This is a genomic window from Streptomyces sp. NPDC002130, assembly GCF_040296465.1.
Taxonomy (GTDB): domain Bacteria; phylum Actinomycetota; class Actinomycetes; order Streptomycetales; family Streptomycetaceae; genus Streptomyces.
Genome location: NZ_JBEOXI010000097.1, coordinates 17,642 through 28,277, shown reverse-complemented (window position 1 = coordinate 28,277; position 10,636 = coordinate 17,642). Strand labels below are relative to the sequence as shown.

At 73.1% G+C, this 10,636-nt stretch carries 12 protein-coding genes; 6 read left to right on the top strand and 6 right to left on the bottom strand.

Going from position 1 to position 10,636, the window contains the following annotated elements; all coding sequences use genetic code 11:
* A partial coding sequence (locus tag ABT116_RS19850) for an acyl-CoA dehydrogenase family protein (protein ID WP_351635320.1) occupies positions 1-266 on the bottom strand: 266 nt, incomplete at its 3' end.
* A gap of 106 nt (positions 267-372) precedes the next feature.
* Here ABT116_RS19850 and ABT116_RS19845 point away from each other — a divergent pair.
* The 3 genes from ABT116_RS19845 to ABT116_RS19835 all read left to right on the top strand — a co-directional run bounded on the left by ABT116_RS19845 (position 373) and on the right by ABT116_RS19835 (position 3,051).
* The gene (locus ABT116_RS19845) at positions 373-1,542 is read left to right on the top strand and encodes a thiolase C-terminal domain-containing protein (RefSeq protein WP_351635318.1); all 1,170 of its coding nucleotides are present in this window, start codon (positions 373-375) and stop codon (positions 1,540-1,542) included.
* Positions 1,543-1,626: 84 nt separating this feature from the next.
* The gene (locus ABT116_RS19840) at positions 1,627-2,304 is read left to right on the top strand and encodes a pyridoxine/pyridoxamine 5'-phosphate oxidase (RefSeq protein WP_351635315.1); all 678 of its coding nucleotides are present in this window, start codon (positions 1,627-1,629) and stop codon (positions 2,302-2,304) included.
* Between the two features lie 114 nt (positions 2,305-2,418).
* Positions 2,419-3,051 carry an NADPH-dependent F420 reductase gene (locus ABT116_RS19835; RefSeq protein WP_351635312.1) on the top strand — a complete coding sequence of 211 codons (633 nt, stop codon included), beginning with the start codon at positions 2,419-2,421 and terminating at the stop codon, positions 3,049-3,051.
* A gap of 6 nt (positions 3,052-3,057) precedes the next feature.
* On the opposite strand, the gene ABT116_RS19830 is transcribed toward ABT116_RS19835, so the two are convergent.
* The 5 genes from ABT116_RS19830 to ABT116_RS19810 all read right to left on the bottom strand — a co-directional run bounded on the left by ABT116_RS19830 (position 3,058) and on the right by ABT116_RS19810 (position 5,910).
* A complete protein-coding gene (locus tag ABT116_RS19830) occupies positions 3,058-3,939 on the bottom strand; it encodes a GNAT family N-acetyltransferase (RefSeq protein ID WP_351635309.1) in 882 nt (293 codons plus the stop codon).
* A gap of 60 nt (positions 3,940-3,999) precedes the next feature.
* Complete coding sequence (locus ABT116_RS19825) at positions 4,000-4,212, bottom strand: DUF4287 domain-containing protein (RefSeq protein WP_351635306.1); 213 nt, start codon at positions 4,210-4,212, stop codon at positions 4,000-4,002.
* 119 nt (positions 4,213-4,331) lie between these two features.
* Positions 4,332-4,934 (bottom strand): GNAT family N-acetyltransferase, encoded by a 603-nt coding sequence (locus ABT116_RS19820; RefSeq protein WP_351635303.1) that lies wholly within the window; start codon positions 4,932-4,934, stop codon positions 4,332-4,334.
* Between the two features lie 110 nt (positions 4,935-5,044).
* On the bottom strand, positions 5,045-5,461 hold the full coding sequence (locus ABT116_RS19815; RefSeq protein ID WP_351635300.1) for a Zn-ribbon domain-containing OB-fold protein: 417 nt from the start codon (positions 5,459-5,461) through the stop codon (positions 5,045-5,047).
* Positions 5,461-5,910, bottom strand: coding sequence for a DoxX family protein (locus ABT116_RS19810; protein ID WP_351635297.1), 450 nt, complete (start codon positions 5,908-5,910; stop codon positions 5,461-5,463). The genes ABT116_RS19815 and ABT116_RS19810 overlap by 1 nt, the downstream gene beginning before the upstream one ends.
* A gap of 336 nt (positions 5,911-6,246) precedes the next feature.
* On the opposite strand from ABT116_RS19810, the gene ABT116_RS19805 reads away from it, so the two are divergent.
* The 3 genes from ABT116_RS19805 to ABT116_RS19795 all read left to right on the top strand — a co-directional run bounded on the left by ABT116_RS19805 (position 6,247) and on the right by ABT116_RS19795 (position 10,596).
* On the top strand, positions 6,247-7,452 hold the full coding sequence (locus ABT116_RS19805) for a flavin-containing monooxygenase (protein WP_351635294.1): 1,206 nt from the start codon (positions 6,247-6,249) through the stop codon (positions 7,450-7,452).
* Between the two features lie 127 nt (positions 7,453-7,579).
* Positions 7,580-9,805, top strand: coding sequence for an acetate--CoA ligase family protein (locus tag ABT116_RS19800; protein WP_351635291.1), 2,226 nt, complete (start codon positions 7,580-7,582; stop codon positions 9,803-9,805).
* On the top strand, positions 9,805-10,596 hold the full coding sequence (locus tag ABT116_RS19795) for an enoyl-CoA hydratase/isomerase family protein (RefSeq protein ID WP_351635288.1): 792 nt from the start codon (positions 9,805-9,807) through the stop codon (positions 10,594-10,596). The genes ABT116_RS19800 and ABT116_RS19795 overlap by 1 nt, the downstream gene beginning before the upstream one ends.
* Positions 10,597-10,636 lie beyond the last annotated feature (40 nt).

Sequence of the window (10,636 nt, the reverse complement as noted above, 5' to 3'; positions counted from 1 at the left end):
GGCAGCGGGGTGGGGGCCAGGGCCCGGCCCGTCTCCTCGCAGGCCAGGGCCAGTTCGGTCACGGTGCAGCCGGCACCGCCGTAGGTCTCGGGGAGGGCCAGTGCGGGCAGGCCGAGTTGTCCGGCGAGCAGGGTCCACAGGGCGGGGTCGTGCCCGGCCGGGGTGTCGACGGCGGCCCGCAGCTCCTCCGGGCCGCACCGCTTGCCGAGCAGTTCGCGCAGGGTGCGGCGGATCTCTTCCTGTTCCTCGGTGAAGCGGGCGTCCATGGGGCAAACCCCTCTCCATATCTGACGGTGCGTCATATTAGGTCGATGGAACAGGGAAGCCCAGAGCCCTGCCGCGCCCGCCCTTATCTGATGTACCGTCAGATTTATGGTGGCCCGGAGGAAAGTGGCCGTCGTCGGCGTGGCCCTGTCGGACTGCGGCCGTGTGGACGACGCGACCCCATACGCCCTGCACGCCCAGGCGGCCCGGCGCGCCCTGGCCGACGCGGGCCTGGACCGGTCGCTGGTCGACGGCTTCGCCTCGGCCGGCCTCGGCACGCTGGCGCCCGTGGAGGTCGCCGAGTATCTGGGCCTGCGCCCCACCTGGGTCGACTCCACCTCCGTGGGCGGCTCCACCTGGGAGGTCATGGCCGCCCACGCGGCGGACGCGATCGCGGCCGGGCACGCCCGCGCGGTGCTGCTCGTCTACGGCTCGACGGCCCGCGCGGACGTCCGGGCCGGCCGCCGCACCGGCACCCTGTCCTTCGGCACGCGCGGCCCCGCGCAGTTCGAGGTGCCCTACGGCCACACCCTGATCGCCAAGTACGCCATGGCGGCCCGCCGGCACATGATCGAGTACGGCACGACGATCGAGCAGCTGGCGGAGGTGGCGGTGCAGGCCCGGGCCAACGCGGCCCTCAACCCGGAGGCGATGTTCCGCACCCCGATCACGGTCGAGGAGGTCCTGGCCGGGCCCATGATCGCCGATCCCTTCACCAAGCTGCACTGCTGCGTCCGTTCCGACGGCGGGGCGGCGGTGCTGCTGGTGGCGCGGGAGTGCGTACGGGACTGCCGTACGGCGCCGGTGTGGGTGCTGGGGAGCGGGGAGTCCGTCTCGCACGCGGCGATGTCCGAGTGGCCGGACTTCACGGTGTCGCCGGCGGCTGTGAGCGGGAGGCTGGCGTTCGAGCGGGCGGGGGTGCGGCCGTCGGAGATCGACTTCGCCGAGCTCTACGACGCGTTCACCTACATGACGCTGGTGACGCTGGAGGACCTCGGTTTCTGCGGCAAGGGCGAGGGCGGGGCGTTCGTGGAGAAGGGGCGGCTGCGGGTAGAGGGCGGTGAGCTGCCGGTGAACACCGACGGGGGCGGGCTGTCGGCGCAGCATCCCGGGATGCGGGGGCTGTTCCTGCTGGTGGAGGCGGTGCGGCAGCTGCGCGGGGAGTGCGGGGAGCGGCAGGTGCGGCGGGGTGACGGTGCGCTGCCGCGGCTGGCGGTGGCCTCGGGGACGGGGGGCTGGTTCTGTTCGTCGGGGACGGTGGTGCTGGGGGCGGGGTGAAGGGGCGGGGGTGAGGGGGCTGCATGTCCCACTCGGCGTGCACGGGCCGGCCCTCGCGGGGGACCGGTGACAGACAATCGAGGCATGGCAACCGATCTTCACGAGCTGCTGAGGTCACTGCGGGTCTGGGACCCGGAGGTCACGGACCTGCCCTCCTTCGAGCCGGGCGGCGCACCGGCCACTCCCCTGCCCCTGTTCACGGAGTGGTTCGCGGCGGCGGTGGCGGCCGGCCAGACCGAGCCGCACACCATGTCGCTCGCCACGTCGGACGAGTCGGGCCTGCCCGACGTGCGGACCGTGATGCTGCACGGCGCGGACGCCGACGGCTGGTCCTTCGCGTCCCACACCGGCAGCCGCAAGGGCCGGCACCTCGCCGCCCGCCCGTACGCCGCGCTCGGCTTCTACTGGCCGGTGCTGGGCCGGCAGGTCCGGGTGCGTGGCCCGGTGACGGCGGCCCCGTCCGAGGAAGCCCAGGGCGACCTGCACGCGCGGTCGACGGGCGCGCTGGCGGCGGCGCTGACCGGCCGGCAGAGCGAGGTCCTGCACTCCCTGGACGATCTGGCCCGGGCCTCGGAGTCGGCATGGGAACGGGCGTCGCGGGAGCCGGAGGCACCGGTCCCGTCCTGGACGCTGTACCGGCTGCGGGCCGAGGAGGTGGAGTTCTTCCAGGGCGACGAGCGACGGCGGCACGTCCGGCTCCGCTACCGACGGGAAGGGGAGCGCGGCGGGGAGGGGTGGTCACGGGAGCTGCTGTGGCCGTGAGGGCAGCCGCAACAGGCCCCGCGGGAGGGCGTCTTGGGGACTAGGGCGTAGGTGCCGGCCGGGTTGGTCCCGCGGACCGATTCTCGGGACTGCGGCGCCGGTTAGCGTCGCACCATGCGTATAGGACTTCTGGGCACCGGTAACGTCGCCCGCGCCCTGGCCCACGGCTGGAGCGCGGCCGGACACGACGTACTCCTCGGTTCGCGCAAGCCCGGGGAACGAACGGACCTGGGCCTGCCCGTGGCGGGCCTGGACGAGACAGCGGCCCACGCGGAGGCCCTGGTCAACGCCACCCCGGGGAACGTCTCCCTGGACCTGCTCCACTCCATCGGGGCACCCGCCCTGGCCGGCACGCTGCTGATCGACGTCGGGGTCGGCCTCTCCGACGACTTCACCGAGCTCTCGCATCCCAACAGCAGCCTGGCCGAACAGATCCAGGAGGCCTTCCCGCGGACTCCCGTCGTCAAGACGCTGTGCACCATGGACTCGACCGCGATGACGGCGCCGGGCGGCCTGGCGGGCCCGAGCACCGTCTTCCTCTCCGGCGACGACCCCGACGCCAAACGGACCACCGGTCGGCTGCTCACCGACCTGGGCTGGCCCCCTTCGTCCCAGCTGGACATCGGAGGCATCACCACGGCCCGCGGCCAGGAACACTTCGCCCTGCTGTTCATGGGCATCGCGACCGGCCTGGGATCCCACACGTTCAACATCCAGGTGGTGCCCCGGGCCGCGCCCCAGGCGTGACCGGGGCTACGTGAAGTCGTACACCGCGAAGTCCGCCACCGGGCGGTAGCCGATGCGTTGGTAGAGGCCGTTGCTGGTCGGGTTGGACAGGTCCGTGAAGAGGAGGACCTCGTCCGCCCCGGCGGCCAGGGCGGTGCGGCTGACCTCGGCCGTCGCCGCGCCGGCGTAGCCGCGGCCGCGGAGGTGGGGCGGGGTGTAGACCGTGGTGACGCGGACCTGACCGGCGACCCGGGGGCTTGTGCCGACCATGGCGACGGGAGTGCCGTCGGGGGTCTCCCAGAAGGTGATGGTGCCGCTGTCGATGCGGGCGTCCGCCCACTCCGCGGAGTCGCGGACGGTGCCCAGGCCGACGGATTCACTGAACTCGTCGTGCCAGCGCCGGAGTCGCTCGCGGTCGGACTCGACGGCGACCCTGGGGCGGCCGGACGGTACGGGTCCGGGTGCGGTCAGGGTGCCGAGCCGGTAGAGCCGCTGGCGCTGGCGCAGGGTGGCCGGGGCGTCCGTGTGCCGCTGCCAGGCGGAGGCGAAGGCGGCCGCGGTGTCGCCGTCCGCGTTCACCCCCGGCAGGCGCCGGCCGAGGGCGGCCAGACGCGCGGCGAGGGTGTCGGCGTCCTCGGGGGTGAGGGCCGTGAGGTTCAGCCAGTGCGGCGGGGTGCGGAAGAAGGTCGCTCGGACCTTGCCGTCCCGTTCCAGCACGCCGAACTCCGGTGGCCCCTCTCCGTACACGCTCCGGCCGCGCGTCCGCAGTGTCTCCGTGACCGTCAACGGCACGGTGTGCAGCGCCGGCCGGGAGTGGAGGAAGGTGCCCGCGCGGGCGAGGAAGTCGTCGAGGTCAGGGGTGAGGCGCCAACTGTCGGTGCCGGTTGGGGTGTTCGTGTCGGTTTCCATGGTTCATGGTGCCGCCCGCCCCCTGACGTGCACCCATGATTTTTCGGCAGGCCCGTGGGCTCACGCGCCGCTGTTCTCGGCCAGTGTGTACGCCACCAGCGCGTTGGCGTGGCCGTGACCCACGCCGTGTTCGGTCTTGAGCCAGTCGACGAGCTCCATGTGGCGGGTCAGCGGCGAGGTGCGGATCAGCTCCTGCCAGTCGGCGATCGGCCGGCCGTACTTCTTCTCGATGGACGGGAAGTAACTGGCGGGGCCCTTCACGGGTGCGGTCATGACGGCCGGTTCCCTCTCTGCGTTGCGGTCGTGCTGCGGTCGCCGGGTATGACCGCCGGGGTGGGAGGAACTGATCGCCCATCCGAAGTGACGCCCGTCACATCGACTGTCCCGCCCCCTCAGGGATGCGCGGGCTCCGGGTCCGTGGCCAGGCGTGCGTGCAGATGGGCGTCCCGGAACGCGTCGTACCGCTCCTCCTCGAAGATCGCGCCGCGCAGGGTGCCCTCGTACGGGAACCCGCATCTCTCGGCAATCCGGCACGAGGCGTCATGGCCGACCGCGTGGTCCAACTCCAGCCGGTGCAGACCCAGTTCCGTGAGGGCCCAGCGTGCGGCAAGCAGGAGGGCACGGGTGGCGACGCCCTGGCCGCGGGCCTCGGGGAGCACCCAGTAGCCGACCCGGGCGACCTTCAGGTGGTACTTGATCTCGTTGACGCCGATGTGCCCCAGGGGGGTGTCGCTGCGCGCGTCCGCGACACGGAACGACACCGACGTCCCCTCCAGGGCACTCTGCGCCCGCGCGAGCAGCGACTCCCGCGCACTCGCCCGGTCGGTGACCGGCCGCAGCGGGGTGTTCCAGCGCCGGAACTCCGGATCACGCAGCCCTCGCAACCAGGTGTCGACATCGGCACCCGCCCCCGCGTCCCAGGGACGCAGGGAAAGGCCGTGGCCGTGCAGATCCGGGTGGGGGCCGGTGAGGGAGTGGTCGCGTATGGGGGCCATGGGTCCCATTGAATCCCGTGGGGCGCGATCCGGGATGCCGTGACGGGAAGAACGCGGTTGCCCCCATGGGCCCGGGTTCCGGGACGCCGGGCCCCTCGAACACCGGCCGTTCAGTCCCTCGGCACCGGCCGGAACACCGGGATCCCCTCCCGGAACACCACTTCCAGTTCCGCGCCGCTCGACAGTTCCGGCTCCTCACCGGCCCGGTGGCCCCCCGCCCCGACGATCTCCGTCATCATCCGTGGCCCCTCGGCGAGTTCGACCACGGCGGCGACGTACGGGACGCGGTCCGGGAACGGGGGCAGGTCGTTGCGGTGGACTACGGACCAGGTGTAGAGCGCGGCGCGGCCGCTCGCCGTCTCCCACGTCACGTCCTCGCTCCAGCAGTGGGGGCAGAACTCGCGCGGGTAGTGGTGGGCCCGGCCGCAGGCCCCGCAGCGGCGGATCAGCAGCCTGCCCTCGGCGGCAGCGTCCCAGTACGTCCGCGTGAAGGCGTCGGGCTCGGGCAGGTCGAAGCGGCCGGTCATCAGAACAGCCCCAGCGCGCTGTCCAGCGACCACGTCTGCCAGGACATCCCGAACAGCCCGACCACCGACATCAGCGCCATCATCGAGTTCTGCCCCTGCTCGGCGACGTCGTGGACCATGAGCGTGAAATACAGCGCGTTGAGGAGGAACCCGCCGACCAGGGCGACCGGGGTGAGGAAGCCGCTGATCAGGCCCAGTCCGAGCGCGAGTTCCGCGTAGACGACGACGTACGCCATCACGCGCGGGTGCGGGGCGACGACCGCCTCGAATCCCGAACGGACGGCGCTCCAGCGGTGCTCGGCGGCTATGCCGGCGGCCCATGTGATGCCGGTCCCCCGCTCGAACCAGGCCCCCCGGTCCTTGTGCCGCCAGCTCTCCAGCCACCACAGCCCGAGCCCGATCCGCAGCACGGCCAGCCATTCCGCTCCGGTGAGCCAGATCGCGTCCATGCAATCTGACGGTACGTCAGTTCTACCGATGCGCAAGGCCTTCCGCAGCACCCCGGCCCGGCCGGCAGGACTCCACCCCGAAGGCGGCGCACACCCCCGACCAGCGGGGCCCCCGCCCAAGACCCCGCCCTGCCCCGTCGGCGCACCCCCCGGCACCCGGCACCCGGCACCCGGCACCCGGCACCCGGCACCCGGCAGCAACGATCACCACCCCGCCACAACCAGGCCCGCCGCACCACGAGCCCCACCCCCTCCCCCTACAGCCGTGATCAATCCGAAACCAATTCCGGTCTTGACCGAGACCCATCAACCGGTCCCGTGATTACGCTCGCGCTCATGGCCGACTCCACACCCCCCACACACCCCTCCGCACAGCCCCCACCCGACCGCCCCGTCTACGTCATCGGCGGCGGCCCCGGCGGGCTCTCCGTGGCGTACGCGCTGCGCGCCCGGGGCGTACGGGCCGTCGTGCTGGAGAAGTCCGACCATGTCGGGGCGTCCTGGCGCCGCCACTACGACCGGCTGCACCTGCACACCACCCGCCGCCTCTCGGCCCTGCCCGGACTGCCGATGCCGCGCCGGTTCGGACGCTGGGTGTCCCGGGACGACGTGGTGCGGTACCTGGAGAAGTACGCCGAGCACCACCGTCTGGAGATCGTCACCGGCGTCGAGGTCTCCCGCGTCGAGCGCTCCCCCGACGGCACGGGCTGGCTGCTGCACGCCACCGGCGGCCGTGAGCTGACCGGCGCGGCGGTGGTCGTCGCCACCGGTTACAACCACACCCCGCGCGTGCCGGACTGGCCCGGCCGCTCCGCCTTCACCGGCGAGTTCCTGCACGCCGGCGAGTACCGCAGCGGCAAGCCCTACGCGGGCCGCGACGTCCTCGTCGTCGGGGTCGGCAACACCGGCGCCGAGATCGCCGTCGACCTGGTGGAGAACGGCGCCTCCCGGGTCCGGCTCGCCGTGCGCACGGTCCCCCACATCGTGCGCCGTTCGACCGCCGGCTGGGCCGCCCAGTACAGCGGCGTCCTCGTCCGCCGGCTGCCGGTCGGCCTGGTCGACCGGATCTCCCGGGTGCAGGCCAGGGTGGCGCTGCCCGACCTGTCGGCCCACGGGCTGCCGCGCCCCGACACCGGGCTGTACACACGGGTGAAGCAGGGGGCGATCCCGGTGCAGGACGTCGGCCTGATCGACGCGGTGCGCAAGGGCAGGGTGGAGATCGTGGCCGCCGTGGAGGGCTTCGAGGACGGCGACAAGATCGCCTTGGCCGACGGCAGCCGGATCTCCCCGGACGTGGTGGTCGCCGCCACCGGCTACGTCCGCGCCCTGGAGGGCCTGGTCGGCCACCTCGACGTCCTCGACGACCGCGGCAGGCCCGTCGCCCACGGCGCCCGCACCCCGAAGACCGCCCCCGGCCTGTACTTCACCGGCTTCACCAACCCGATCAGCGGGAACCTCCGCGAGCTGGCGCTGGACGCGGTGAAGATCGCCAAGGCGGTCGAGCGGAACGGCTCGGGGAGCGTGTCCCGCCTGCCGGGCTGAGAGACCCGGGGCCCCAGGTCGACGGCTTCGGCAACTTTGCCCGCCCACCCCGTTCCTGACGTCGCATCAGTTCAGTAATCTGACAGGGCGTCAGTTAGCGGCTGTCTCACAGGAGCGGGCGGAAACGATGCTTGGATCGACCCACGGCACCCTCACCACCGACTCCCGCCGGACCCGGGCCATCGCCTGTGGCGAGCGGTCCGGGCCCGTCGTGCACGGCAGGCCGGCCCAGGCGGGCGACCTCGACGTCAGCGGTCGGCCGCTGCACGCCGACGCTCCCGACCTGGACCGTTTCTTCCGCCCCCGGTCCGTCGCCGTGATCGGCGCCTCGGACACCGAGGGCCGCCCGAACACCGGCATCACGCGGCAGCTGGCCGACTGGGCGGAGCGGGTCGGTGCCCGGCTGTACCCGGTGCATCCCAGGCGGCCGTCCGTCTTCGGCATCCCCTGCTCGCCTTCCGTCGCCGATCTGCCCGAGCAGGTCGATCTTGCCGTGGTGCTGGTCGGCGATCCCCTGCCGGTGATCGAGGAACTGGCCGAGGCCAAGGCCCGGTTCGCGGTCGTGTTCGCGTCCGGGTTCGCGGAGACCGGGCCGGAGGGCGAGGCCGCCCAGCGGCGACTGGCCGCCGCCGTCGAACAGTCCGGGCTGCGGCTGCTGGGTCCCAACACCAACCTCAACGCCTTCGAGCGGTTCCGCGACGACCTTCCGGGGCCGGCGATCGCACTGATCACCCAGTCCGGCCACCAGGGCCGCCCCGTCTTCGCCCTGCAAGAGCTCGGCATCCGCCTCTCCCACTGGGCCCCCACCGGCAACGAGGCCGACCTGGACAGCGCCGACTTCCTCTCCTGGTTCGCCGAGCAGCCCGAGATCGGCGCCATCGCCTGCTATCTCGAAGGGCTGAAGGACGGCCGCTCCTTCCTGCTCGCCGCCGACCGGGCCGCCCGGCGCGGAGTCCCGGTCGTCGCCGTCAAGGTGGGCCGTACCGAGACCGGCGCCCGCACGGCCGCCTCCCACACCGGCAAACTGACCGGCGCGGACGCGGTGGTGGACGCGGCGCTGCGCCAGTACGGCGTGATCCGCGTGGACGGGCTCGACGAACTCCAGGACACGGCCGCCCTCCTGGCCCGGGCCCGGCCGCCGCGCGCCGACGGGGTCGTCGTCTACTCCATCTCGGGCGGCACGGGAGCGCATGTCGCCGACCTGGCGACCGAGGCGGGCCTGAGCCTGCCGGTGCTGTCCGAGGCCAAGCAGGCCGAGCTGCACCAGTGGATCCCCGAGTACCTGTCCGTCGCCAACCCGGTCGACAACGGCGGCCACCCGGTCGGGGACGAACGCGGGCGGAAGATCATCGACGCGATCCTCGACGATCCCGGCGTGGGGGTGCTGATCTGCCCGGTCACCGGGCCGTTCCCGCCGCTCAGCGACCGGCTCGTCCGGGACCTGGTGGACGCGGCCGAACAGACCGACAAGCTGGTGTGCGTGGTGTGGGGGTCGCCGGTCGGCACCGAGCCCGCCTACCGCGAGGTCCTGCTCGGCTCCTCCCGCGTGGCCACCTTCCGCACGGTCGGCAACTGCCTCACCGCGGTCCGGGCCTACCTGGCCCACCACCGCTTCACGGCCGCCTACCGCTCCCCCTTCGACGAGGCCCCGCGCAGCCTCTCGCCGTCCTACCGCAAGGCGCAGGCCCTGATGCAGCCGGGCCGGCAGCTGAGCGAGCACGCGGCGAAGCAGCTGCTGCGGGCGTACGGCATCCGCGTACCGCGCGAGCAGCTGGTGACCAGTGCGGCTGCGGCCGTCCGCGCGGCCGGGCTCGTGGGCTACCCGGTGGTGATGAAGGCCTCCGGTGCCCGGATCGCCCACAAGACGGAGCTGGGCCTGGTGAAGATCGGGCTGACCTCGGCCAGCCAGGTCCGCGACGCCTACCGGGAGCTGACCGACATCGCCCGCTACGAGGACGTCGCCCTGGACGGCGTCCTGGTCTGCCAGATGGTCGAGCAGGGCGTGGAGATGGTCGTCGGCGTCGCCCACGACGACCTGTTCGGCCCCACTGTTACCGTCGGGCTCGGCGGTGTGCTCGTCGAGGTGCTGCGCGACACCGCCGTGGGGGTGCCGCCCTTCGGGGAGGAGCAGGCGCGGGACATGCTCGCCGGGCTGCGCGGGCGGGCCCTGCTGGACGGGGTCCGGGGGCGGCCGCCGGCGGATCTGGACGCCCTGGTCGAGGTGGTCCTGCGGGTGCAGCGCATGGCCCTGGAACTGGGCGACCGGCTGGCGGAACTGGAGATCAACCCGCTGATGGTCCTGCCGCAGGGGCAGGGTGCCGTGGCGCTGGACGCGCTGGCGGTGTGCCGCTGATGACCGAACCCGCGCTGGTGCACTCGACCGGCGACCACGTCCTCTCCCTCACCCTCAACCGGCCCGAGAGCCTCAACGCCCTCACGCCCGGGCAGCGCGAGGACATCATCCGGCTGCTGGCGGAGGCCTCGGCGACGCCCGAGGTACGGGCTGTCGTGGTCACGGGGGCGGGCCGCGGCTTCTGCTCCGGAGCGGACCTGCGGGGCGCCGGCACGCAAGGCGAACGCCTCGCGGGCGATGTCGCACGCACGCTGCGCACCGGTGCCCAGCGTCTGATCGCCGCCGTGCTCGACTGCGAGAAGCCGGTCATCGCGGCGGTGAACGGCACGGCGGCCGGCCTCGGCGCGCACCTCGCGTTCGCCTGCGATCTGGTCCTCGCGGCCGAATCCGCCCGTTTCGTCGAGGTGTTCGTGCGCCGCGGACTGGTCCCCGACGGCGGCGGCGCCTATCTCCTGCCGCGGCTCGTCGGCCCGCAGCGGGCGAAGGAGCTGATGTTCTTCGGCGACGCGCTCACCGCGCCGGACGCCGAACGCCTCGGGCTCGTCAACCGGGTCGTGCCCGACGAGGAGCTTCAGAAGACGTCGCGTGCCTGGGCCGAGCGCCTCGCCGCCGGCCCGACCCGCGCCCTCGCCCTGACCAAGCAGCTCGTCAACGCCTCCCTCGACACCGACCGCGCCGCCGCCTTCGCCGCCGAGGCCGCCGCGCAGGAGATCAACATGACGACGGCGGACGCGCGGGAGGGCGTGCGCAGCTTCGTGGAACGGCGGGGCGCGGAGTTCGGAGGACGCTGACCCTTCCCATCTGACGATGCGTCAGCTTCAATGACCGGTG

Coding starts and splice junctions, on each gene's coding strand:
- ABT116_RS19795 (WP_351635288.1), top strand. CDS start 9,805: ATGACCGAACCCGCGCTGGTGCACTCGACCGGCGACCACGTCCTCTCC.
- ABT116_RS19835 (WP_351635312.1), top strand. CDS start 2,419: ATGCGTATAGGACTTCTGGGCACCGGTAACGTCGCCCGCGCCCTGGCC.
- ABT116_RS19805 (WP_351635294.1), top strand. CDS start 6,247: ATGGCCGACTCCACACCCCCCACACACCCCTCCGCACAGCCCCCACCC.
- ABT116_RS19840 (WP_351635315.1), top strand. CDS start 1,627: ATGGCAACCGATCTTCACGAGCTGCTGAGGTCACTGCGGGTCTGGGAC.
- ABT116_RS19820 (WP_351635303.1), bottom strand. CDS start 4,934: ATGGCCCCCATACGCGACCACTCCCTCACCGGCCCCCACCCGGATCTG.
- ABT116_RS19825 (WP_351635306.1), bottom strand. CDS start 4,212: ATGACCGCACCCGTGAAGGGCCCCGCCAGTTACTTCCCGTCCATCGAG.
- ABT116_RS19845 (WP_351635318.1), top strand. CDS start 373: ATGGTGGCCCGGAGGAAAGTGGCCGTCGTCGGCGTGGCCCTGTCGGAC.
- ABT116_RS19810 (WP_351635297.1), bottom strand. CDS start 5,910: ATGGACGCGATCTGGCTCACCGGAGCGGAATGGCTGGCCGTGCTGCGG.
- ABT116_RS19830 (WP_351635309.1), bottom strand. CDS start 3,939: ATGGAAACCGACACGAACACCCCAACCGGCACCGACAGTTGGCGCCTC.
- ABT116_RS19815 (WP_351635300.1), bottom strand. CDS start 5,461: ATGACCGGCCGCTTCGACCTGCCCGAGCCCGACGCCTTCACGCGGACG.
- ABT116_RS19800 (WP_351635291.1), top strand. CDS start 7,580: ATGCTTGGATCGACCCACGGCACCCTCACCACCGACTCCCGCCGGACC.